Annotated in this window: 19 protein-coding genes and 1 tRNA gene; 11 read left to right on the top strand and 9 right to left on the bottom strand. The window is 62.7% G+C overall.

Annotation, left to right across the window (positions count from 1 at the left end):
• Positions 1-139: 139 nt before the first annotated feature.
• The gene (locus OIS53_RS09390) at positions 140-871 is read left to right on the top strand and encodes a Bax inhibitor-1/YccA family protein (RefSeq protein ID WP_413775184.1); all 732 of its coding nucleotides are present in this window, start codon (positions 140-142) and stop codon (positions 869-871) included.
• Positions 872-998: 127 nt separating this feature from the next.
• Here the strand turns inward: OIS53_RS09390 and OIS53_RS09385 are convergent, their stop codons facing one another.
• From OIS53_RS09385 to OIS53_RS09375, 3 genes are all read right to left on the bottom strand, one after another.
• Positions 999-2,831, bottom strand: a complete 1,833-nt coding sequence (locus tag OIS53_RS09385; protein ID WP_264682141.1) for a M61 family metallopeptidase — start codon at positions 2,829-2,831, stop codon at positions 999-1,001.
• A 78-nt stretch (positions 2,832-2,909) separates the two neighbouring features.
• Complete coding sequence (locus OIS53_RS09380) at positions 2,910-4,103, bottom strand: porin family protein (protein ID WP_264682140.1); 1,194 nt, start codon at positions 4,101-4,103, stop codon at positions 2,910-2,912.
• Between the two features lie 53 nt (positions 4,104-4,156).
• The gene (locus OIS53_RS09375; RefSeq protein WP_264682139.1) at positions 4,157-4,840 is read right to left on the bottom strand and encodes a class I SAM-dependent methyltransferase; all 684 of its coding nucleotides are present in this window, start codon (positions 4,838-4,840) and stop codon (positions 4,157-4,159) included.
• A gap of 275 nt (positions 4,841-5,115) precedes the next feature.
• Between OIS53_RS09375 and OIS53_RS09370 the strand changes: the two genes are divergently transcribed.
• From OIS53_RS09370 to OIS53_RS09360, 3 genes are all read left to right on the top strand, one after another.
• Positions 5,116-5,832 (top strand): phosphatase PAP2 family protein, encoded by a 717-nt coding sequence (locus OIS53_RS09370; RefSeq protein WP_264682138.1) that lies wholly within the window; start codon positions 5,116-5,118, stop codon positions 5,830-5,832.
• Between the two features lie 132 nt (positions 5,833-5,964).
• Positions 5,965-6,046: transfer RNA gene (locus OIS53_RS09365), tRNA-Leu, on the top strand.
• 123 nt (positions 6,047-6,169) lie between these two features.
• Positions 6,170-6,844 carry a phosphatase PAP2 family protein gene (locus tag OIS53_RS09360; RefSeq protein WP_264682137.1) on the top strand — a complete coding sequence of 225 codons (675 nt, stop codon included), beginning with the start codon at positions 6,170-6,172 and terminating at the stop codon, positions 6,842-6,844.
• A gap of 77 nt (positions 6,845-6,921) precedes the next feature.
• Here OIS53_RS09360 and OIS53_RS09355 read toward each other — a convergent pair whose 3' ends face one another.
• From OIS53_RS09355 to OIS53_RS09340, 4 genes are all read right to left on the bottom strand, one after another.
• Positions 6,922-9,249 carry a GAF domain-containing protein gene (locus OIS53_RS09355; RefSeq protein ID WP_264682136.1) on the bottom strand — a complete coding sequence of 776 codons (2,328 nt, stop codon included), beginning with the start codon at positions 9,247-9,249 and terminating at the stop codon, positions 6,922-6,924.
• A 100-nt stretch (positions 9,250-9,349) separates the two neighbouring features.
• Positions 9,350-9,928 carry a hypothetical protein gene (locus OIS53_RS09350; RefSeq protein ID WP_264682135.1) on the bottom strand — a complete coding sequence of 193 codons (579 nt, stop codon included), beginning with the start codon at positions 9,926-9,928 and terminating at the stop codon, positions 9,350-9,352.
• A gap of 226 nt (positions 9,929-10,154) precedes the next feature.
• Positions 10,155-10,811, bottom strand: coding sequence for a hypothetical protein (locus OIS53_RS09345; protein WP_264682134.1), 657 nt, complete (start codon positions 10,809-10,811; stop codon positions 10,155-10,157).
• 499 nt (positions 10,812-11,310) lie between these two features.
• On the bottom strand, positions 11,311-12,726 hold the full coding sequence (locus OIS53_RS09340) for a dicarboxylate/amino acid:cation symporter (protein ID WP_264682133.1): 1,416 nt from the start codon (positions 12,724-12,726) through the stop codon (positions 11,311-11,313).
• Positions 12,727-12,872: 146 nt separating this feature from the next.
• Between OIS53_RS09340 and OIS53_RS09335 the strand changes: the two genes are divergently transcribed.
• Positions 12,873-13,883 (top strand): dipeptide epimerase, encoded by a 1,011-nt coding sequence (locus OIS53_RS09335; RefSeq protein WP_264682132.1) that lies wholly within the window; start codon positions 12,873-12,875, stop codon positions 13,881-13,883.
• 220 nt (positions 13,884-14,103) lie between these two features.
• Here the strand turns inward: OIS53_RS09335 and OIS53_RS09330 are convergent, their stop codons facing one another.
• Positions 14,104-14,691 carry a DUF6799 domain-containing protein gene (locus tag OIS53_RS09330; RefSeq protein WP_264682131.1) on the bottom strand — a complete coding sequence of 196 codons (588 nt, stop codon included), beginning with the start codon at positions 14,689-14,691 and terminating at the stop codon, positions 14,104-14,106.
• Positions 14,692-14,850: 159 nt separating this feature from the next.
• Here OIS53_RS09330 and OIS53_RS09325 point away from each other — a divergent pair, with 159 nt between their 5' ends.
• A complete protein-coding gene (locus OIS53_RS09325) occupies positions 14,851-15,300 on the top strand; it encodes a MarR family winged helix-turn-helix transcriptional regulator (protein ID WP_264682130.1) in 450 nt (149 codons plus the stop codon).
• A 40-nt stretch (positions 15,301-15,340) separates the two neighbouring features.
• A complete protein-coding gene (locus tag OIS53_RS09320) occupies positions 15,341-15,988 on the top strand; it encodes a YceI family protein (RefSeq protein WP_264682129.1) in 648 nt (215 codons plus the stop codon).
• Positions 15,989-16,194: 206 nt separating this feature from the next.
• On the opposite strand, the gene OIS53_RS09315 is transcribed toward OIS53_RS09320, so the two are convergent.
• Positions 16,195-16,752: a hypothetical protein gene (locus OIS53_RS09315; protein ID WP_264682128.1), complete on the bottom strand. Its 558-nt coding sequence runs from the start codon at positions 16,750-16,752 to the stop codon at positions 16,195-16,197.
• A 198-nt stretch (positions 16,753-16,950) separates the two neighbouring features.
• On the opposite strand from OIS53_RS09315, the gene OIS53_RS09310 reads away from it, so the two are divergent.
• From OIS53_RS09310 to OIS53_RS09295, 4 genes are all read left to right on the top strand, one after another.
• Positions 16,951-17,232: an ATP-dependent Clp protease adaptor ClpS gene (locus OIS53_RS09310; RefSeq protein ID WP_264682127.1), complete on the top strand. Its 282-nt coding sequence runs from the start codon at positions 16,951-16,953 to the stop codon at positions 17,230-17,232.
• A 110-nt stretch (positions 17,233-17,342) separates the two neighbouring features.
• Complete coding sequence (gene recR / locus OIS53_RS09305; protein WP_264682126.1) at positions 17,343-17,957, top strand: recombination mediator RecR; 615 nt, start codon at positions 17,343-17,345, stop codon at positions 17,955-17,957.
• A 306-nt stretch (positions 17,958-18,263) separates the two neighbouring features.
• Positions 18,264-20,255 (top strand): glycosyltransferase family 2 protein, encoded by a 1,992-nt coding sequence (locus OIS53_RS09300; protein WP_264682125.1) that lies wholly within the window; start codon positions 18,264-18,266, stop codon positions 20,253-20,255.
• A gap of 101 nt (positions 20,256-20,356) precedes the next feature.
• Positions 20,357-21,586: a pyridoxal phosphate-dependent aminotransferase gene (locus OIS53_RS09295; protein ID WP_264682124.1), complete on the top strand. Its 1,230-nt coding sequence runs from the start codon at positions 20,357-20,359 to the stop codon at positions 21,584-21,586.
• Positions 21,587-21,754 lie beyond the last annotated feature (168 nt).

The following is a 21,754-nucleotide window of genomic DNA, read 5'->3' as shown; positions in this document are numbered from 1 at the left end:
GAACGTCAGCTAAAAGTTAGAGCCCCTCCCAACAGGAGAGGGGTTGGGGTGGGGCTGGAAACACCTTACTGGTGCCCATGCGTAAACTGCCGCAAAGCAGTATTTTGCCTGCACATTTCACTTCCTATTTTCATCCATCATGGAACAATTTACCTCTGAAGAAACCCCGTACCAACAACCCCAGCTGACGCTCACGCCCGAAGAAGCCTCGCGGGTGACGGGACGGTTTATGACGCGCGTGTACGGTTGGATGGCTGCCGCTCTGGCCCTGAGCGGGGCCGTAGCCTTGTGGGTGGGCAGCTCCGCTACGATGCAGGAGCTGCTATTCGGCAGCCGCTGGGTGTTTCTGGGGCTGCTGCTGGCGCAGGTAGTAACGGTGGGTTTCCTCTCCGGCAAAGGCCTGGAGTGGTCGGCCGGAACCACCACTGGCGTCTTCATGGGCTATGCCCTGCTCAACGGCCTCACGCTGGGCATCATCTTCCTGCTGTACACGGCCGAGTCCATTGCCTCCACCTTCTTCATCACCGCCGGCACGTTTGGAGTAATGAGCCTTTATGGTTACTTCACCGGCACCGACTTGTCGCGCTGGGGCAACCTGCTCTTTATGGGGGTGATTGGCCTAATCCTGGCCTCGGTGGTGAATATGTTTTTGGCTAGCTCCACTCTGTACTGGATTACGTCATTTGTGGGCGTGCTGCTGTTCGTGGCCCTCACCGCCTACGACACCCAGAAGGTGAAAACCCTGGCCTTCCTCGGTCTCGAAGACGAAAGCACCGACCGCAAAGCCGCCGTGCTGGGCGCCCTCACCCTCTACCTCGACTTCATTAATCTGTTCCTCTACCTGCTCCGCTTCTTCGGCCGCCGGCGGTAGAACGATACCCCAACAGCCAAACGCCCCGCTCAACAGCTGTTGAGCGGGGCGTTTGGCTTCATGTGGTTGGTACAGCCGCCGTAATAAACCATCCGGCAACAAGACGCAATAATGCGTCTCTACGGTGCTACTGCCCGGCCTTACTATCCAGCCAGGCCTTGCGGAAAGCTAGCTGCTCCGGGGTGGCCGTTGGGGCGGGCACTACTTCCAGGGTAGGGTCTTCCTGTAGCGTAACGGGCACGGTGCGTACCCCGTCGCGGGTGCGAAACTCTATGGGCACCACCTCGCCGGGCTTGCGCTTGGCCAGTAGCTTCTCCAGCTCCTTGGCATCCTTGAGCGGCTTGCCGCCGAGTTTGAGCAGCACGTCTTCTCGGTCGAGGCCGGCCTGGTAGAGCGGGCTGCCGATGAGGGTGCTGCCCAGCGTGGCCGAGCCGTCGGGGTTGAAGGAGAGGCGGGCTACCAGACTGGCCTGCTCGGCGCGGGCGCGGCGCACCACCAAGCCGGCCGGGCGTAGCAGCTCCTCAAATTTGGGCAGCTGGTGGCCGTAGATATGGTTGCGGAAGAAGCGCCCCGCAAAGGCCGTGTCCTTGACTACTTCGCCCAGCACGTGCTGCAAGTCGGGCAGGGTGTAGGGGCGGGCGGGGGCGTAGTTCTGCTGGGCCTGCCCGTGCTGCTGCCACACGGCCCGCATGTAGGCATCCAGGGTGGTCTTGAACTGCTGGCGGAGCAGCAGGTCCAGGGCCAGGGCGTTGGCCCCGCCGATGTAATAGTAGCTGAGGTAGGTGTTGGCGCGGTTGCTGGGGTCAATGGCGGCGGCGGCATCCACGAAGGGTGCCTGCTGGCTCATGTGCACCGGCGAGTAGCGCGCAGCTCCCGGCGAGTTGAGCAGGGCATTTACCAGCGGCCCCACGGCCTCCTGGCAGTACTGCGCGTCGGTGTAGGCGCCCGAGCGGCGCAGCAGCAAGTCGCCGTAGTACTGCGTGAAGCCTTCTGCAAACCACAAGCTGTTGCTCATGTTGGCCCGCTGAAAATCAAACGGTTCCAGGTCGCGCGGACGAATGCGCTCCACGTTGTAGGCGTGGAAGAACTCGTGGGCCACGGTGCCCAGGTTGTCGAGGGCGCCGGAGCCACCCAGGGGGCGGTTGCTGGTGAGGCTGGTGGAGTTGCGGTGCTCCATACCGTCGCCGCTGGTCTGGGGCAGGTAATTGGCCACAAAAGTGTAGCGCCCGAAGTCGAACTTCGGCAGGCCCTCGAAGATGGCGGCGGCTTCGCGCACCACTTTCTTGGCTTGCTCGGCGTAGGCGTCCAGCTGGGCCAGGGTGCCGTCGTGGAGCACGGCCAGCTCAATGGTTTGCCCATCCTGCTGCCAGGTGCGTACCTGCTGCGGGCCCAGCGAAGTAGGCGAGTCCATGAGGTACTGCAGGTGTGGGGCGGTGTAGGTGCCGCCCGCGGCGGGTTGCAGCTGGGTAGCGGCCGACCAGCCCGCGGGTAAGTCAAACTTCACCTCGGCCGGGCGCTGTTCCAGGCCTTCGGCGTAGGCCAGCGTGGCCGGGATGTTCAGGTGGGCGTGGCGGGCGTCGATACCGGCGTAGGTGCCATCGGTCCGGTCGCCGAACAGGGTGTAGCTGAAGCGCACGGTGCCGTCGTGGCGGGGCACGTCCCAGCCGTAGGGGTCGGGGCGGCTCACAGTCAGCGGCTGGCCTTTCGAGTTGGTGGCTTGCACATCGTACACGTTTTTGGCAAACTCGTGCAGGGCGTAGCGGCCGGGCGAGGAGCGAGCCATGCGCACGCGCAGGGGCCCGGCTGGCAGGTCGGCAAACGTGACGGTAATGCGCGCCTCGTGGTGCACGGCATTGGGAAAAGCCACCTGGTAGCGCACGGGCGCCTGGCCCTGGGCCGGCTGGCTAAACGCCAGCGGCAACGCCAGCAGGAGGGAAGCAGCGGAGTTCCGCAGGTTCATAGAGGAAAAGCAGGAAGTGGATTTCGATACGAAGGCCCTAACCTACGGCAAATTCGCGGGCCGACTGCACGAAGGCTGCTACCAGTACCAGCTGGCCTGAAACTGCAGCAAGCGCGCCTGGAGTGGCCGCTCCACCAAGCCGCTGGTGGCTACCGTAACAGCCTGGTAGCGCAGCTCCAGCGTGGGGCGGCGCCGAAGCAGGGGCAGCTCAACGCCTGTGCCCAGCACGTAGCCGCCAGCCCACGGCGCGGCAGTGGCTGGCTCACTGACTTCCACGGAGCGCCCATCGGCAAACCGCGTGGTGGTGCTGATGGTGAGGTGAGACGCCAGGGCGTAGCCGGCGGCGGCACCAGCCAGCAGCACCGGGCGCACCCTGCGGCCCGCCGGCACCCCGAAGTGAAAGCGCGCCAGCAGGTTGCCTAGCAGCATCTGGCGCTTCAGCGCCGAAGTAGTGGTGCGGCTGAACGCCGTGGTGCCCGTTGGCAGAGCGGAGCTGCCCTGGCCTTGCAGGGAAACGTAGGTAAGCTCCGGTTGAAAATAAAGCCGCTCATTGAACGTCAGCCGGGCCAGCAGGCCCGCCGTGGGCCCGGTGCGGTTGGCAAATCGGGTGTCTTGCAGCAGACCCGAGTAGGCGTACCGTAGCTGAATGTGCTGCGCCCCAGCCCAAAGGCCCAGCTGAAGCCGGGCGCCGCTGCGCGGCTCCAGCACCTGCACCGGGCTGGCGGGCGGGCGGCATTTTCCGTAGCGGGCTACCAGGGGCGCAAGGCTGCGGCCGGTGTAGCGGAGGCGCCGGGCCCCAGCCTCCAGGGAGTCGGGCGAAGTAGCCGGACAGCCGGGTAAAGCGTAGTGCAGCTGCTGCAAGTAGTTGTTGCGCGGCAGCGCGTAGCCGGAGTCAGCCGTCAGCACCAGGTAGCGCTGCTGAGAGCTGCTTTCGTCGATAAACAGCGAAGCCGGGCCGCCGACCAGCTTTTGCACAACCGGCGCCGGGGTATGGCGAGCCAGCCGGGCCGGAGTGGGTTCGTACACGGCCCCGGCCGCTGTCTGCCACAATACCAGGTCCGGAAGCAGCACGGAGCGCCGGGAGCCGCCGGCGGCCGGCAGCACCTCTACCTGCCCGGCGTAGTAGCGGGCCCAGGCCGCTAGCGTATCGGTGGGCGCCGCCCGAAGTACGAGGCGGGCCGGCTGCCAGCGGTACTGCGCTAGTCCAGCCCGCGAACCACCTACCAATAAGCCACCAAGCAGTAAAAAGAAGACCGTAAACGTTCGAGACATACTAATGGAAAAAGTGAAAAGGCGCCGCAAGATAAGCCCGGCAGATGGCTGCACTACCGCCACACCACGGCCTCTACCAGGCCCCCAAAAAAGGTGCCTGCCGGAGCGGGCCGCAGGCCCAGGCGTAACAGCCCGGCTTCGATGGGAGGGCGCCGCCGGGCCTCGATACCGGCGGTGTGGCGGAAAAACCAGTACATCAGCGCCAACAGCCACCGGTGCCACCAGCGGCCGGGCGTGCCAAAATCGGCTACTAGCCAGGCCGCGCCGGGCAGCAGCGTGGCGTGCAGCTGCGCCAGCAGCTGGCGCAGCCGGGCGGCGGTAAACAAGTCAAAAAAGAAAAAAGCCACTACCGCATCAAACTGCCCGTAGCCTGCCAGGTCCTGCTCCGTCCCCAGCCGAAACTCTACCTGCGCTTCGTGCTGCGGCAGGTGGCGGCGGAGCCAGGCCCGGCTCCGCCCCAGCATACCGGCCGAAGCTTCCAGATACAGAATGCGGGCCGCCGGGTGCCGGCGCAGCACCTGGCCCAGCACCCAGCCCGTGCCGCCTCCGATAATCAGCACCCGCGGCGCCCCGGCCGGCAAGCCTGCGTCCAGCGCCGTCTGCTGAGCCCGGCGCAGGCTCCGGCCAAACACCAGCGCCGCCAGCGCATCGTACCAGCCAGCTACTGCATCAAAGCCTGCGTCGCGGCCCAAGGCGGCAGGCTGCCGGGGGCTTGGCCGGGAATGGGTGCCGTTCATAAGCGGGGGTGTAACATCAAACATTGTCTTTGAAGCTGCCCAGAAATTTTCTACGGCCAGAACGTCCTGCTGCACTAGCCAAAGCAGTTTTAGCGTTTCATCGAACAGCTCTGATGACGCGGTAAGGATGCCTCGGTTAGCGCAGCAGGACCGGCTATTTTCCTGCATATTGCTTTATACTCGTCACGGCCAGCTTCCCTTTCATCGGCCTGGCTTATTTCCCGTACAGGCTACCTCGCGGGGCACCCGTTGCCTTCGTCTGTTGCATTGCCCACATGACCACCACGTTTCGGCGGCTGCTGGCCGGCCTCACCCTTTTTGCCACGGAGTTTGCCATTACGCTGGTGCTCGGTACGCTGGGCGTAGTGGCGTTTCTGGCGCTGGGCCGGGAGGTGTTCGACCAGGATGCCGCTTCCTTTGACGCCGGAGCTTTTCGCTGGGTGCGCCGGCTGCTGGGGCCCGGCCGGCAGCAATGGGTAGAGGCCCTGACGTTTCTGGCCTCGCGCTACTTTATTACGGCCGCCGGACTGGGGCTGAGCCTGGTTTTTCTGCTCCGGCGCCGCCACCGCTGGTACTCGCTGCTGGTACCGGTGGTGGCCCTGGGCAGCATCACGCTCAACCTGCTGCTGAAGCAGTTCTACCAGCGGCCCCGCCCACTGCTGCCGCTCACCTCGGCCAGCGGCCTGAGCTTCCCCAGCGGCCACGCCATGATATCGGCCTCGTTCTACGGCCTGCTCATGTACCTGGCCTGGACCCACGTGCAGCGGCCGGCCCTGCGCTACGCACTCACGGCCAGCTTGGCCGTGCTGATACTACTCATCGGCCTCACGCGGGTGTACCTGCGGGTGCACTACGCCACCGACGTGCTAGCCGGCTTCATGGCCGGGGCCGTGTGGCTGCTGGTGGCCATTCCGCTGCTGCGGCAGCTGGAAACGCGCGTCAGAAACCGTTTCAAAGACCAGCTGCAAGCAGCTGAAAAACAGCCCGTATAGCGCGCATTCGGCCTCCGATGCTAATCTTTTTGCGGGTTTTTTTGCCTGAAAGCTTGACATACGTCGGAAAAGGCGTCTATCTTTGCAGCATCAAACGACACTCACTACGGCGTCAGGCGATACACATAAGATGCGCTTGTGGCGAAATTGGTAGACGCGCTGTCTTCAGGCGGCAGTTCCGAAAGGTGTGAGAGTTCGAGTCTCTCCGAGCGCACAACAAAAAAGCCGGTCCAGCAATGGACCGGCTTTTTTGTTGTGCGGTATGGTGCTGCTCTTGCTTCAGCTGGGCCGTACAAGCCGAAGCCGAGCTTTCGTAACTCGGCGCCCTCGTTGTCTCATGAAAAAACTAACCGCCCGCGTGGTGGCGGCGCTGAAGCTGCTGAGTTTGGAGGCCCTGCTGCTGGGCGGTGTGTTTCTGGCCTCGTTTGCCCTGTTTTTCTACTTGGTGCGGGTGGTGTTCGGCGCCCCCACCGTGGCTTTCGACACCTGGGCCTTTGCCCAGATGGATGCGCTGCGCCGCGCAGTACCCGGCCTCACGGCCGTAATGCAGGCAGTAACGTTTTTTGCCTCCCTGCCCTTTTTGGTTGTGGCAGCGCTGGTGCTGCCGTGGTGGTTGCGGCGGCGTGGCGCGGCCCGCGCCGCGCTGGCCGTATTCCTGGCCGTGGCCGGGGCGGCCCTGCTCAACCAACTGCTCAAAACCTACTTCCACCGCCTGCGCCCCAGCTCGGCTCTTGTGCAGCAGCTGGGCCTGAGCTTCCCCAGCGGCCACGCCATGATTGGCCTGAGCCTGTACGGCTGCCTGGCCTGGCTCGTCTGGCGCCGGGGCCACCACCCCGCCTGGGCCGCGGCCCTGGTCGGGTGGGCCTTGCTCATCGGCCTCACCCGCGTGTACCTGCACGTGCACTACGCCACCGACGTACTGGCCGGCTTCGCCGGGGCCGTGCTGTGGCTGGGGCTGCTGCGGGCAGGGTTGAAAATGTTTAGACCTGAGACAGTGAGAGGTGAGAAGTGAGACTTTTGTTCTGATGGCCCAGCTGGGTCGTAGAACGAGAATCTCACTTCTCACCTCTCACTGTCTCAGGTCTAAATCTAAATCTTCACTTTCACCCGCAGGGCTAGCAGGCCTTTTACGCCTTGCAACTCTTCCAGCTCCAGCTCTTCTATCTCGGGCTCCAGCAGGCCGCGGTCCTGGAGGTAGTCGATGTACTCGTAGTACTCGTCGGCTTCGCGCTGCTGGGAGTACACCAGGGCAATTTTGTGGGGCTGGGTGAGCCGCTCGCCGCTACCTTCCACGGTGGCCTTGTCGATGCGCTTCTTGATAATCTCGTAGCGAATATTATAAGCCCCGTCCACGTCGAACTGCCGCTCATCCTGCCGGAAGCGGATGCTCAGGGGCTGGCTGTGGATGAGGATGAGCTGGGTGGTTTCCAGCGGCACGGGCAGGGTGGGGGTAAGGGCGGCCGTGCGGCGGGTAATTTCCACCATCACCAGCAGCTGCCACAGGCGCAGGTTTTTCAGGAATACCAGGTCGAAGGGCTTGTGCTCAACCAGCGCCGCGCCCACGTAGATGTTGTACTCCACGCCGTCGGTTTTGAACCGCTGGAAGTAGTGCGGGTACATCTGCTGGGCCTTGGCTTCCTCCTCGTCGAGGTAGTCGCTCACGGCGTCGTTGAGGCGGGTGGTGCTTTCCTCGAAGGCCTTGCGCCGCTTGTACAGGATGCCCAGCTCGGGGTCGATGTTGGACCAGTAGTGGCTGATGACGGGCCGCAGCTCGGGCGTGTTCTGCGCCAGGTACCCGAACAGCGGCTCCACCTCCGTCTTCAGCGACTCAAAGATGCTCACCTCGTCGCCCGACAAAATGCCCTGGCGCAGGCGGCGCAGGTTTTTGTTGACGTAGAACTTCAGCTCGTCCAGGATGGGCAGCTGCTGAAGCTCCGAGGCCTTGCGCAGCACCTTGCCGGCCAGGGTGAGGTGCTCCACCAGGTCGCCCTGAATGGCTTCGTTGCGGGCCGTACTGCTGCCCCGGATGTCGGTGGAACCGTGCAGCGGGTACACGTCGTGGAAGACAATGTCCTCCATCTCAGCGTTTTTATTGCCGTCCTCCAGCTTTTGGAGCAGGTTCTGGGCGGCATCCGTAAAGCGCCACTCCAGGGCCGGGTGAATGGCCGTGAACTTCTCCTTGATGATAGCCTGCACGCGGGTCTGGATTTCCTCGGCGTTGCGCTTCACCGCCACCGCAAACAGGGGCACAAACTGGTTCACGTTTTCCAAGCTGAACTCGTTCAGGTCGCCCACGTTGGGCGAGCCCAGCTCCAGCAGGCCCACGGTGTCGTCGCCGTAGGGCAGCAAAGCCAGGATGGCCGAGCGGATGCCCAGGCTTAGGATTTGCTGGCGCAGGTCGGCGGGGATGTCGGCCTTTTCCACATCTTCCAGCACCAGCGGCTGCCGGTCCTGAAGCAGGCGCCGGTAAATCTGGTGAAAGCCCGAGCTGGCGTCCTGGTTGTTGAGCTGCTTGGTCAGGAAGCTGTGGTTGATTTTGCGGCCGAAGTCCACGAAGGCCTTCTTCTTCTCGTCGTAGGCTGCAATGCCGAGCTGCAAAAATGGCCGCCCAAACAGCACCCGCAGCTTTTCCTGAATCTGCTCCAGCCGGTCGGAGGCTTGCAGCACGTCGCGCTCCAGCAGGTCGTACTTCAGCTCCGACAGGATTTCCTGTTCGGTCACGTCCACGAGGTGTAGGATGTTGAAGCCTTCCAGCTCGAAGCGCTCCGGCGGCAGCAGCTCCTGCCACAGGTCGGTGCGGTGGGGGTTGCGGGCCAGGTGGTCGAGCTGCTCGGGCGTCAGCTCGGGCTTGGCGCCGTGCACCCGCACCTCCAGAAACGTGGAGTTGAAATCGACGCTATAATGCCGGTACAGCCCAATGCTGTAGTCGGGCACGGTGAAGATGACGTGCCCTTGCAGGGGCAGCTGTACCCCGTACACCTTTTCCAAAATCAGCTGATACGCCATGCGGGTTGTGTACACCTCCAGCGTGTGCATATCAATGTTGAGCGGCTGCTTGATGCTCTTGGCAGCGTTCAGCAGCACCTCGGCAAAGCGGAGCGTGTGGTAGAAGCTGTGGCGCTGAAACGGCGGAATGGCCCCGCTGATGTCGGTGGCGAAAGACGCGGGCGGCAGCACGGCTATCATCAGCGTCTCCACCAGGTCGCAGTTGCATTCCAGCACCTTCAGGTCGGTGATGGGGCCGCGGCACCAGCCGGCGGCGGCCACCTGCTCGCCGATGGCGCGGGCCAGCAGGGCCACACCGGGGTTGGGGTCCTGCTCCCGGGCGTGCCAGTACGCAATCAGCGGCTCCAGGCTGAGCGTGGTAACAAACGGAAACGTGGGCGAAACGGTCCGGGCGGCAGGTTCGTGTAGCATACAGAAAGGCGAAGGCAGCGCCCGCAGCACCGGGCATCAGCCACGGAAGAGGGGCAGCGGTTATACGAATGCTCAGCCGCAGCGGACGTTGCGGCGCCGGCTAACGGCTGAGCAGAATCCGGCCGGGCCGGTTTTGGCTGCTCTGGTCGGTGAGCGTAATTTCCTGGCCGTTCAGGGTCAGGGCTTTCCGGGTGTTGCGGTAACACGTACAGCAGCCATCGGCCTCCAGGCGGCCTTCCAACTGCACATTGGTGATGGTGTAAGCGGGCTGGCGCCGGCGGCTGCGGCCCTGGTAGATTTCGTAACGGCTCCGGCCTAGGTAAATTTCGTAGCGGTAGGCGTTGAGCTTGCGCCGGCCGGTCTGCGTAAACGGCCGGGCGTTGTTCAGGGCAATAACCGAAGTGCTATCCAGCGCCAGTCGGCGCGGGCGCGCAAACAGCGCCGAGTCGAGGCGGGGGCGCTGGGCCGTGTCCAGCGGGTAGCGCACCAGCAGCACCGTGTCCACGTCCGCCGACCGGTACCCCCGCGGCGACTGTGTAGCCAGGGAATCGGGGTTGAACCGGAAGATGACGGCATCGGCCTGCTCGTCGCCACAATCACACTCCACCGAGCCGCAACAGCCCGCCAGCAGCCCCGAGGTCAGGGCCAGCACCATCCAGATAAGAGGGAAACGCATCATCAGAACAAAGATACGTTTCCGGCTTCCGCGGTTGCCAGCCGGCAAGCGTTACTTGCTGGTTTTGATGCTTGAAGTACAGATAACCTGCGGGCAGCTAGTAGCGGGCAGCCGCGTCCTGCCTCAACAGGTTCAGCAGGACCGTTACCGTAACAACGTCAACACCCAGATTCCTCCCTACGGTCGGAATGACGCGCGGGTACTACCTCAAACCAAACGTATTACCCTTCTAGTTCACACCTAGCGGGCGGCTCACAATGCCCTCGATGGGGCCAGAAGTGGCCAGTTTCTGGCGTAGCGTGTCGGCGTCGGCTTCCAGCTGGGGGCGGATTTGGTCGAGGGCCAGGCGCAGGGCCTGCACGTCGGCGAGGCGGGCGGCCTGGAGTTGGCCGTAGCCGTGGTACATGGCTACGCGCACTTTGCTGTGCCCGATGCCGGTGTAGGTTGCAATAACGTCGCCCTGCGAATTGATGATTTGCACTTCGGCGGCGAGGGTGGTGCGGTACCACTCCAGCGGCACGCCCACCAGGCTGGGCGTCATCAGCGTCAGCAGCTGAAAGGCTTGCAGGGCCCGGCCGGTGCGCTTCACGTCGGCCTGCACAATGGTCAGCCGGGCGTAGCCGTACTGCACCGTATCGGGCTGGGGCTCGGCAAAGTGGTAGGCCAGCTCCTGCCGGAATACCTTGCTGGCATCGTCGGGGCTGGCGCCATCGGTGGCCATCAGCGGACCGGGCTCCACCATGCTTTCCAGGCGGGGAAGCTTGCCCACGGCCACCGACTTATTGGACCGAATTGTATGGAACACCGCTTTTTCAACTGACTTGCAGCCGCTCAGCAGCAGCAAACCCAACAGCACAGCAACGGGACGAGAGAAGCAGTGGGGCATAGGAAACGAAACGAAACCAACCAAGCATCAGCATGGCCCGCCGTAACAAGGCCCGTGCCATTTCGCTCAGTAAGTCAATTGATTAAGCAACCTGAAAAAGCAGAAAAAACAAATGTACCGAATGTAAGACAACCACAACAAATCGATAAGCTAAACAATTCAGAGTTAGGTGGTGAAGTGACAAGTGACAGGTGATGAGGTGAGAGGTGAGAGGTGAGAGGTGAGAGGTGACAGGTGGTAAGCCAGATAGCCCCAGCGGGGCGGCATGTTGATAGAAAACGAGCCGCCTATTAGAACAAAGCCCCAGCGGGGCGACACTACCATCTGCGGACGGTAGGTGTCGCCCCGCTGGGGCTTTCATCCTTTTTACCTTGGTGTGTTCTACCGACATGCCGCCCCGCTGGGGCTATCTGGCTTACCACCTCTCACCTCTCACCTCTCACCTCTCACCTCTCACCTCATCACCTGTCACCTCTCACCTGTCACCAGGCACTAGACATTAATGATGCGCCAGGGCGCTGTCGGGCTCGGCTAGCTCCTGCACGGGGTCGGGGGCCACGTAGTTGTCTACGAACTCGCCTTCCCAGCGGGCTACTACGGCGGTAGCCAGACAGTTGCCCATTACGTTGACGGCCGTGCGGGCCATGTCCATCAGCGCGTCGATGCCCAGGATGATGAACACGGGCCAAGCCGGCAGGTTAAATGAGGCCACCGTCGCCAGCAAAATCACCAGCGAGGCGCGGGGCACGCCGGCCACGCCCTTGCTGGTGAGCATCAAGGTAAATACCATGACCAGCTGCTGCCCCCAGCTCAGCTCGATGCCGGCGGCCTGGGCCACAAACACCGCCGCCAGCGACAAATACAGCGTGGTGCCGTCGAGGTTGAAAGAGTAGCCCGTGGGCATGACGAAGGCCACAATGCGGCGCGGCACCCCGATGCTTTCCATGGCCTCCATGGCCCGCGGCAGCGCCGCCTCCGACGACGTGGTGGCAAAGGCAATGCTCACCGGCTCGGCAATGGCCTGCACGAACCGCTTCAGCGGAATGCGGGCCAGCAGGGCAATGGGCAACAGAATCAGCAGCACGAAAACGGCCAGGGCCCCGTACAGGGTCAGCAGCAGCTTGAAGGCATTGACCAGCGGCCCAAAACCCATTTTGCCCACGGTGTAAGCCAGGGCCCCACCCACGCCCAGGGGCGCGAAGAACATAACCACATTGGTGAATTTGAACATCACCTCCGACAGGCTTTCCGACCATTGCAGCATGGGCTGGCGGTGGCGCTGGTGCACCATGGCCAGGCCAATGGCGAAGATGATGGCAAACACCACCACTTGCAGCACCTGCCCCTCGGCCACCGACTTGGCAATATTTTCGGGGAAGATGTGCAGGATGATGTCGGAGGTGCTTTGCTTGACGGTTTGCAGCTGCTCGGTGTCGGCCTGAATGCCGCTGCGGTCCACGCCCTCGCCGGCACGGGTGAGGTTGATAGCCGCCAGCCCGATGAACAGGGCAAACGTGGTGACGACTTCAAAGTAAATCAGCGCCTTCAGGCCCATTTTACCCACCTGCTTCAGGTCGGCGTGGCCGGCAATGCCGACTACCAGCGTGGCAAAAACCAGCGGCGCAATAATGGTTTTCACCAGCCGCAAGAATACGTCGCTTAGTACCTTGAGCTGCACGGCCTGGTCTGGGAAATCGTGGCCGATTTCGGCGCCTACCAGCATGCTCACCACAATCCAGAACGTGATGGAGCGGCGCTGCACGGCCAGCACCACCAGCGCCAGCAATGCCAGCCAGCGGGCCGCCTGGGGCACGATGGGAGGTAAGGCCACCAGGTTGTAGGCGGCCACGGCCGTGAGCACGGCCGCCAGCAGCAGCAAAACGAGAACAAGCGGAGCGAGACGCGAAACCTTCATGCGCGGCAAATTCGGAGAGAGAAAATCAAGGACGGGAACAGGGCAAAGATAGGTTTCTGCCCGCGGGTTTCGTGATTTCGATTCTTTCCTCCCAACTTTCGCCGGCCGCGGTACCGTGCCGCTTTTGCCCAACCTGCTGCCTGCCCATGCCTACCTGGACGCTGACGCCCCTGCTGCTACCCCTGCGCTACACCTGGAAAATCTCGCGCAACGCTTCCACCACCAAAACCAACCTGCTGGTGGAAGTAGCCGACGAAAGCGGCCCTAGCGGCCGGGGCGAAGCCGCCCCCAACGTGCGCTACGACGAAACACCCGAGCTGTTGCAGCAGCAGTTTAGGGCTTTGCAAGAAGCCGGTCTGGGCCGCTGCACCACCCTGGAAGGCCTCGCCGAGCTGCTCGACGCCCACGCCCCGGCCCACGCTCTGCGCTTCGCGCTGGAGTCGGCGTGGGTGCACCGGGAGGCGGCGCGGGCCGGGCAGGCGGTGTGGCAGTGGCTAGGCGTCCCGGCCCCGCCCCGTGCCGGTGTGCCCACGGCCATGACCGTGCCCATTATGGAGCCCGGCGCCGTGGCCGAGTTCGTGCAGGCCCACCAGCTCAGCCGCTTTTCGCCCCTGAAAATTAAGGTAAACCGCGACGCTGCTCTGGACTTGCTGGCCGAAGTAACGCGCCTGCTGCCGGGGCACCCGCTCATCATCGACGGCAACGAGGCCTGGCCCGACGCCGACTCCCTGCGCCGCGACTGGGAGCAGCTTCGGCAGCTGCCGGGCCTGCGGGTGCGCCTGCTGGAGCAGCCCCTGCCCGCCGCCTGCGCCACCGACTACCGCGCCCTCAAAGGCCAGCTGGGCTGCCCCGTCTTCGCCGACGAATCCGTAACCGACGCGGCCGACTTCCAGGACATTGCCCGGCAGTTCGACGGCGTAAACATGAAGCTGATGAAGGCCGGCGGCTACCTGAACGGCCTGCGCATCCTGCGCCACACCCGCGCCCACGGCCTCCAGACCATGCTCGGCTGCATGGTCGAAACCTCCCTGGGCATCTGGTCCGCCCTGCAAGTCAGCGCCCTAGCCGACGTGTGCGACCTGGACGGCTTCCTCGTCGTGCAGAATGAGCCGTTTGGGTTGGTGCAGGAGGAGGAGGGGCGGTTGGTGATGGAGTGATGAGGTGAGAAGTGACAGGTGACAGGCGACAGGTAAACGGTCCTGCTCCATCTGGCGTCCGCTTGTCGAAGCATCTTTACCGCTTCGTTCTCACGATTGAGTTAGCCAGCGGGAGAGATGCTTCGACAAGCGGACGCCAGATGGAGCAGGACCGTTTACCTGTCACCTGTCGCCTGTCACCTGTCACTTCTCACCTGTTACCCTTTACCCTCTCACCCCATCACTTCAGCTTTTCGTCCAGCTTCTGAATCTGCTGGTCGAGGGCGGAGGTGTCGGTGGGACGCTGGGCGTTGGTGCTGAGCAGGCTGATTTTCTGATTCAGAAGCTGAATCTTCTCGGCCATCAGGCTGATTTTGGTGTCCAGCTCATTGAGGCGGGTGCGCAGGGCGGCGGGCGAGGTGGGGTCGGGGCGCGGGTCTACGTAGGGCTCGAAGCGGGCCGGGCCGGCCGCGGCGGGTTCGTTGCGGGCCGCGGCGGCGCTGGCCGGCGTGGCAAACACGATGCCGCCGTCGGGGCGCACGTAGTCGCCCTCTTTGAGCGTGGTTTTCTTGCCGCCGGGCAGCTCCACAATGCCGCTCTTATAGTTTATCTTGGTGCCGTCGGCCAGCAGCACGTTCTTCGTCAGGGGCGTAGGCCGGCCTTCCTGCACCAACACCACCTCGCCGTTCTGCATCACAAACCGGCTGGTGGGGGAGGTGGCCACGGCCCCGGCGGGCTGGGCGGGTGAGGTCGTGGATTGGGCGCTGGCGGCCGGCACGGCGGCCAAAAGTGCCAGGGCGGCACAGGCGGCAAAAGCTAGGTGGCGCATCACAGAGAAGTAGGGTAAGGTGAACAATGCGCGTTGTACGCCACCTTGGCCCGAGAGATACGCACCAAGCTGAACTAAAAAAGTCGGCAAATATGTTGCGACATTAAATGTAGGTACATATATTTGCAGCGTTGATTCAGAATGCAGTTTGTTAGCGGCATGAGAATAGAAGACGAGATTAAGCAGCGCACATTCAAGGACGAGTTTCAGAAGGCCTACATCAACGTGGTGTACACGGCTGGCTGGCTCCAGCTTCGGCAAGGGGCGGCCTTCAAAGAATTCGGCCTGACGCTGCCCCAGTTCAACATCCTGCGCATTCTGCGGGGCCAGCACCCCAAGCCAGCCACGGTTAACCTGCTGATTGAGCGGATGCTGGACAAAACCAGCAACGCCTCCCGCATCGTGGACAAGCTAGAAGCCAAGGCCCTCGTGACGCGCACCGTGTGCCCCAGCAACCGCCGCGCCGTGGACATTCGCATCACCGAAGCCGGCCTGGACCTGCTGCGCCGCCTCGACGATGTGATGGAGCACCAGCGTCTGGGCCTGGAAAACCTAACTGCCGAGGAGGCCGCCCAGCTCAGCGCCCTGCTCGACAAAATCCGTGACTAACGACATTCCTTTTTTCTCTCCCTTACTCAATCATTTTCTCATGAAAAAGCTGTTTTTCCCGGCCCTGCTGGCCGCTTCCCTGTTGGCCGCTCCCGCTTTTGCTCAGCAGCCCGGCGTTAAGAAAACCACTCCCGGCACCGACAACGCCGCTTCTACCGCCTACAAAGTGCAGCCCCAGCTGAGCACCCTGGGCTGGACGGGCAAGAAGGTAACCGGCCAGCACGACGGTACCGTGCAGTTCAAGGACGGTGAGGTACAGGTGCGCGGCAACCAGATTGTGGGCGGCACGTTCACCGTCGATATGACCTCGCTGAAGGTTACCGACATCAAAGACCAGGATGCTAACGGCAAGCTCGTCGGCCACCTGCGCTCCGACGACTTCTTCAGCATCGAGAAGAACCCCACGGCCACGTTCAAAATCACCAGCCTGGCCCCGCTGAAAGGCGACGCCAACGGCAACAACGCCACCGTCACCGGCGACCTGACCATCAAGGGCATCACCCAGAAAGTGAGCTTCCCGGCCAAAGTAGGCGTAAAAAACGGCCGCGCCGCCGCCAGCGGCACCGCCACCATCGACCGCACCAAGTTCGACATCAAGTACGGCTCCAAGTCCTTCTTTGAAAGCATCGGCGACAAAGCCATCATGGACGACTTCACGCTGAGCTTCAACGTTATTGCCCAGAAGTAATTTCTGGTCGAGCGACAAGTAAAAGCCCCGCCAGCATGTGCTGGCGGGGCTTTTACTTGTAGCGCAAAGTTTCACTTTGCGAGGCGTCCGTACCGTTAAGGGCAACTTCCTAATGACATCGTGCTTACGCTTCGTGAAGTAAAGCTTCGCGTTACCTACTTGCTGGCTGTGCAGGAACTGCCGCGTGTCGCAACAACTCACGTAGTTTATTCTGGCAGCACCAGCTCCCGCGGCAGCTCAAACTTGAGGCTGCGGCTTTTCGAGCGGCTGTGCAGCTGCTGCAAGAACTCATCCAGCTCGGGCTTGTACTCCAGCCAGAGGTCTTCGTGCAGGTTGTGCAACACCAGCTGGGCGGTGCGGGCAGCTAGGCGGGCCGTAGCCGTGTAGAAGCCGGCGTATACGCTCTCAAACTGCCCGGTATAGTTGTCGAAAATGTGGCGCAGCGTGTACAAGTTCAAGTCGATTTCCAGGCGCTTGTCCTTGGTGATGCGGCGGGCACGGGCCACTTCCTTGGTAGCTTTTTGCAGGGCTTTGGTGAGGCTGCGGTTGAGCAAACGGCCGGTGGCACCCACGGCAAATAGCTCGTGAATCTGATCGGAGGCCTGCTCGAACACGGTTTCCACGGTCACGTCGGGCAGCAGCTCGAAGCTAAGCGTGTCGTACAGCTCGGCGTCGCGGCGGGCGGCGCGCAGCAGCAGGGCTTCCTTTTCTTTTTCGGTGAGGCGCTGGAGGGCACGCTTAAACTCGGCGGACGGAACGGGCATAAATGGACCGGAGCAGGACTGGATAGGCAAGGAGCAAGCGCCCAGCATACGAGCCGGCAAGTTCGGCAGTTTCCGTCAACCACTCGCGCCCGAAGCACCCATTTTCCGCCGAAACCCGGAAACGATTCACGCCGGGGAGGGGTTATACAAGGCCGGCTGCCAGTCGGTCTTCCGCCCGTTATTCTGTATTTTTGCCGTATGCCTACCAACCCGCAGATTGAATACGACGAGGACGTTCTGCTCCTGGAAGAAACCATCGACGTGCGCGACCTGGTCGTGTACAACGACGATGTAAACACCTTCGACCACGTTATCCGAACCCTTATCGACGTGTGCGGCCACGAGCCGGAGCAAGCCGAGCAATGCACGTTGCTTATTCATTACAAAGGCCAGTGCACCGTAAAGCACGGTGCTTACGAGGAGCTGGCCAGCATGTGTACCGCCATCCACGACCGGGGCATTTCGGCGGACGTACTTTAAAAATGTGGAGAATGTGAGGAATATGGAAGATGTGGCAAATGCCCTGGCGGAGTTGCCGGACCCTCATTCCTCACATTGCTCGCATTCTCACATTCTCCCACATTCACTAGATGGAGTTTCCTTCTAAACTGATAGAAAACGCGGTGAGTGAGCTAGCCAAGCTGCCGGGCGTGGGCAAGAAAACCGCCCTGCGTCTGGCCTTGCACCTGCTCAAAGCCGAAACCGAAACCACGGCCTCCCTGGCTGAGGCGTTGGCCAAGATGCGCTTTGAGATTCGCTACTGCGACACCTGCCACAACATTTCCGACACGGCCGAGTGCAGCATCTGCGCCAACAAGCTCCGCGACCAAAGCACGGTGTGCGTGGTGTCGGACATCCGCGACGTTATTGCCATCGAAAACACAGCCCAATACCAGGGCACGTACCACGTGCTGGGCGGTGTCATCTCGCCCATTGAAGGCATCGGCCCGGCCGACCTCACCATCGATTCGCTGGTGGACCGCGTGACGCGCGACGGCTCGGAAATCCGGGAGGTCATCCTGGCTATCAGCCCCACCATGGAAGGCGACACCACGGCCTTTTACCTCTCGCGCAAGCTCCGCGACCTGCCCAACGTGCACGTCAGCACCATTGCCCGTGGCATCCCGATGGGTGGGGAGCTGGAGTACGCCGACGAAATCACCCTGGGCCGCAGCATTGTGGAGCGCCAGCGCCAGGTGAAATAACCGCTACTTACTGATAGGTGAAATTATGCGAGCCGTTGCTACTCAGCAGCGGCTTGTGTTTTTGAAGGGAATGATGGCGCAGGGCTGCGCCCCGTGCCGATTATTGGCGGGCCTCTGGCCCGCACTGCACTCGTCCGCGCTGTCAGGACGAAGCAGGTGAGTGTCGTTCTGGCGGGGGAGGCTGGAGCGTCCCACATAGGCAGCACGGGGAGCAGTCCCGCGCCATTAGTTAGCAGCCTTTGGGGTGCCCTGCCGCAGCTAGCGCAACTCTCCGTACCTTACGCAGCCGTTTATCTGCTGCCACCAGTGCCGCCTGCCGTCAAGCTTTCCGTTGTCGTTGTCAACTACAATGTCTGCTACTTTCTGGAGCAGGCGCTGCTGTCGGTGCGGCGGGCGGTGGAGAAGCTGGGTGAGCCGGTGGAGGTGTTCGTAGTCGACAACAACTCCGTGGATGGGTCGGTGGCTATGGTGAAGGCCCGGTTCCCGGAGGTGTTGCTGCTGGAAAACCAGGAAAACTGCGGCTTCAGCCGGGCCAACAACCAGGCCCTGGGCCAGGCCCGCGGCCAGTACGTGCTGCTGCTCAACCCCGACACGGTTATCGAAGAAGACACTTTTCGGCAGTGCTGCAACTTCATGGACCAGCACCCCGCGGCCGGCGGGCTGGGCGTGAAGATGCTTGATGGGCAGGGCCACTTTCTGCCCGAGAGCAAGCGCAGCCTGCCCACGCCCTGGGTGGCCTTTTACAAAGTATTCGGCCTGGCCCGGCTGTTTCCGAGGTCCGAACGGTTTGGGCGCTACCACCTGGGTTTCCTCGACAAAGACCAAACTCATGAGATAGAAGTACTGAGTGGGGCCTTCATGTTTTTGCGGGCGGCGGCCCTGGAGCAGGTGGGCCTGCTCGATGAAGACTACTTCATGTACGGCGAGGACATTGACCTCTCGTACCGCCTCACGCGCGGGGGCTGGAAAAACTACTACTTCCCCGGCACCCGCATCATCCACTACAAGGGCGAAAGCACCAAGCGGGCCAGCGTCAGCTACGTGTTCGTGTTTTACCGGGCTATGGTCGTCTTTGCCCGCAAGCACTTCGCGCCGGGCCAGGCTGGCGCCTTTAGCCTGCTCATCAACCTGGCCATCTGGCTGCGGGCTTCTCTGGCCGTGGGCCAGCGCCTGCTGGAGCGCGTAGCCCCGGTGCTGCTGGATGCAGGCCTGATCTACGGGGGCATGTACTTTCTGAAAACCTACTGGGAGCAGAACCACAAGTACGTGCCCACGCCGTATCCGCCCCAGTTTATGCTGGTGGCCGTGCCCGTGTACATCGGCGTGTGGCTGACGGCCGCCTACCTGAGCGGGGCGTACGACAAGCCGGTTAAAACCTGGGCCATTGCGCGGGGCATCCTCGTGGGCACGGTGCTGATTTCGGCCGTGAGCAACTTCCTGGATGCCTGGCGCTTCTCCAAGGCCCTGATTGTGCTGGGCGGTGGGTGGAGCGTGGCGGCCCTGGTGCTGCGCCGCCGCCTGGCCCATTTCCTGCGCTACCGGGAGTTCGACTTTGCCGAGCCAGCGGCCAAGAACATTGCCATTGTGGGCTCGGAAGAAGAAAGCCGCCGGGTGCGCCGCCTGCTGGAGCAGGCCGGGGTGCAGGCCCGGGTGGTGGGCTACATCGTACCGGAGCCCCTGCCCGAACCGGCCGCTTCCTCGCCCCCCGACGACCTGCTGGGCACGGTGCGGCAACTGGCCGACAGTATCCGCATCTACGAAGTGGAAGAGCTGATTTTCTGCGGCCGCGACTTGTCGGCCAGCCAGATTATTTCGCTCATGGTGAGCCTGCCCCAGCAGCCGCCCGTGGCCTACAAGATTCTGCCCCAGGACAGCGCCTACATCATCGGCAGCTCCTCCAAAGACGCGCCCGGCGACTACTACGCCCTCGACATTACCCTGAACCTGTTCCGGCCCCAGCAGATGCGCCTCAAACGCCTGCTCGACATCCTCACCAGCCTGGGTCTGCTGCTGGCGGCGCCCGTGGTGGTATGGGCCCAGCCGCACAAGGCCGGCTTTCTACGCAACTGTCTGCGCGTGCTGAGTGGGGTGCGCACGTGGGTGGGGCTGCGCTACGCCACCGCGCCCGGCCGCGTGGCCCGCGCCATTCTGTCGCCGGCCGATGCGGCCCAAACCACGCTGCCGCTCAGCGAGGCTACCCGGCGGCGGCTGGAACTGCTCTACGCCAAAAACTACGAGCCCGGCACCGATTTGAGCATTCTGCTGCGCTGCTTCCGGGAGCTGGGGCAGGAGCAGTAGGAAAGGGGGCACCCGGAGCCGGGCTGAATCCGCTGCTTCGCCGTATTTTTGTATTGCTCACCCCACCTGTATTGCTCACCTCACCTATCCTTGTTGCTCCCATGTCCGAAGCCGCTACCCTCGCCTCGCTGCCCACCGCGTTTCTCTCTGACCGCATCCACGCCATGCAGGAGTCGCAGACCATTTCCATGGCCAAAAAGGCCCGGGAGCTGGCTGCCCAGGGGGCAGATGTTATTAGCCTGAGCTTCGGGGAGCCCGACTTTCAGACCCCGCAGTACATCAAGGATGCCGCCAAAAAGGCCCTCGACGACGGCCACACGTTCTACACGCCCGTGCCCGGTATCCCGGAGCTGCGCCAAGCCATCTGCGACAAGCTGCTGCGCGACAACCAGCTGCACTATGACCGGGAAAACATTGTGGTGAGCACCGGGGCCAAGCAGGCCCTGGCCAACGCCGTGCTCAGCCTCGTCAACCCCGGCGACGAGGTGATTGTGTTTGCGCCGTATTGGGTGAGCTACGAGGAGATGGTGAAGCTGGCTGAGGGCACCACCGTGCAGCTGATGGGCAGCCTGGAAAACGACTTCAAAGTAACGGCCCAGGAGCTGGAAACCGCCATTACGCCCCGCACCAAGCTCATCATGTACTCCTCGCCCTGCAACCCTACCGGAGCAGTGTTTTCGCGGGAAGAGCTGGCGGCCATTGCCGAGGTGGTGGCCCGCCATCCGCAGGTGTACGTGCTGGCCGACGAGATTTACGAGTACATCAATTTCACGGAGGAGCACGTGAGCCTGGCTCAGTTCGCGGAAATCAAAGACCGGGTAATTACCGTGAATGGCTTCTCGAAGGGCTACGCCATGACGGGCTGGCGCGTGGGCTACCTGGCCGCCCGCAAGGAAATAGCTGCGGCCTGCGAAAAGATACAGAGCCAGATAACCTCCGGCACCTGTTCCATTGCCCAGCGCGCAGCCCTGGCGGCCCTGCAAGGCGGCCGCACCTCCGCCGACGTCATGGTGGAAGCTTACCGCCGCCGCCGTGACCTGGTGCTGGACCTGGCGCGCGACATTCCGGGCCTGAAAACGCCCACGCCCAGCGGCGCCTTCTATGTTTTCCCGGACGTGACGGGCTACTTCGGCAAGACCACCCCGCACGGCCACACCATCGACACGGCCTGCGACCTAGCCATGTACCTGCTGAACGACGCTTACGTGGCCGCCGTAGACGGCGGCGCCTTCGGGGCACCCAATTGCATCCGCTTCAGCACCGCCGCCGCCGATGAGAAGCTGCGCGAAGCCTTTGTGCGGATAAAGGATAGCCTGGCCAAGCTGGTCTAACAGGCCGTAGCGTGAACCGTAGGGCAGCGAAGCTACCTGTGCAGATCCCGTATCGGCGGGGCCACTACAACGATTGTCGTTCTAACGGCCCGCCGTAGCGCGAACTGCAACCACAGGTCAGCGCAGCTAAAGTTCGCGCTACGGCCTACTTTTGCGGCTTCATTGCTG

Source organism: Hymenobacter sp. YIM 151500-1, from assembly GCF_025979885.1.
Taxonomy (GTDB): domain Bacteria; phylum Bacteroidota; class Bacteroidia; order Cytophagales; family Hymenobacteraceae; genus Hymenobacter.
Note: the sequence above shows the minus strand (reverse complement) of the source record. Positions and strands in the feature narration are given on the sequence as shown.

What these genes read in the sequence shown, in the direction of transcription:
- OIS53_RS09330 (WP_264682131.1), bottom strand. Translation starts at nt 14,691, where the DNA reads ATGCGCCACCTAGCTTTTGCCGCCTGTGCCGCCCTGGCACTTTTGGCC.
- OIS53_RS09350 (WP_264682135.1), bottom strand. Translation starts at nt 9,928, where the DNA reads ATGATGCGTTTCCCTCTTATCTGGATGGTGCTGGCCCTGACCTCGGGG.
- OIS53_RS09380 (WP_264682140.1), bottom strand. Translation starts at nt 4,103, where the DNA reads ATGTCTCGAACGTTTACGGTCTTCTTTTTACTGCTTGGTGGCTTATTG.
- OIS53_RS09355 (WP_264682136.1), bottom strand. Translation starts at nt 9,249, where the DNA reads ATGCTACACGAACCTGCCGCCCGGACCGTTTCGCCCACGTTTCCGTTT.
- OIS53_RS09360 (WP_264682137.1), top strand. Translation starts at nt 6,170, where the DNA reads ATGAAAAAACTAACCGCCCGCGTGGTGGCGGCGCTGAAGCTGCTGAGT.
- recR (WP_264682126.1), top strand. Translation starts at nt 17,343, where the DNA reads ATGGAGTTTCCTTCTAAACTGATAGAAAACGCGGTGAGTGAGCTAGCC.
- OIS53_RS09340 (WP_264682133.1), bottom strand. Translation starts at nt 12,726, where the DNA reads ATGAAGGTTTCGCGTCTCGCTCCGCTTGTTCTCGTTTTGCTGCTGCTG.
- OIS53_RS09310 (WP_264682127.1), top strand. Translation starts at nt 16,951, where the DNA reads ATGCCTACCAACCCGCAGATTGAATACGACGAGGACGTTCTGCTCCTG.
- OIS53_RS09295 (WP_264682124.1), top strand. Translation starts at nt 20,357, where the DNA reads ATGTCCGAAGCCGCTACCCTCGCCTCGCTGCCCACCGCGTTTCTCTCT.
- OIS53_RS09375 (WP_264682139.1), bottom strand. Translation starts at nt 4,840, where the DNA reads ATGAACGGCACCCATTCCCGGCCAAGCCCCCGGCAGCCTGCCGCCTTG.
- OIS53_RS09345 (WP_264682134.1), bottom strand. Translation starts at nt 10,811, where the DNA reads ATGCCCCACTGCTTCTCTCGTCCCGTTGCTGTGCTGTTGGGTTTGCTG.
- OIS53_RS09315 (WP_264682128.1), bottom strand. Translation starts at nt 16,752, where the DNA reads ATGCCCGTTCCGTCCGCCGAGTTTAAGCGTGCCCTCCAGCGCCTCACC.
- OIS53_RS09320 (WP_264682129.1), top strand. Translation starts at nt 15,341, where the DNA reads ATGAAAAAGCTGTTTTTCCCGGCCCTGCTGGCCGCTTCCCTGTTGGCC.
- OIS53_RS09390 (WP_413775184.1), top strand. Translation starts at nt 140, where the DNA reads ATGGAACAATTTACCTCTGAAGAAACCCCGTACCAACAACCCCAGCTG.
- OIS53_RS09370 (WP_264682138.1), top strand. Translation starts at nt 5,116, where the DNA reads ATGACCACCACGTTTCGGCGGCTGCTGGCCGGCCTCACCCTTTTTGCC.
- OIS53_RS09385 (WP_264682141.1), bottom strand. Translation starts at nt 2,831, where the DNA reads ATGAACCTGCGGAACTCCGCTGCTTCCCTCCTGCTGGCGTTGCCGCTG.
- OIS53_RS09335 (WP_264682132.1), top strand. Translation starts at nt 12,873, where the DNA reads ATGCCTACCTGGACGCTGACGCCCCTGCTGCTACCCCTGCGCTACACC.
- OIS53_RS09325 (WP_264682130.1), top strand. Translation starts at nt 14,851, where the DNA reads ATGAGAATAGAAGACGAGATTAAGCAGCGCACATTCAAGGACGAGTTT.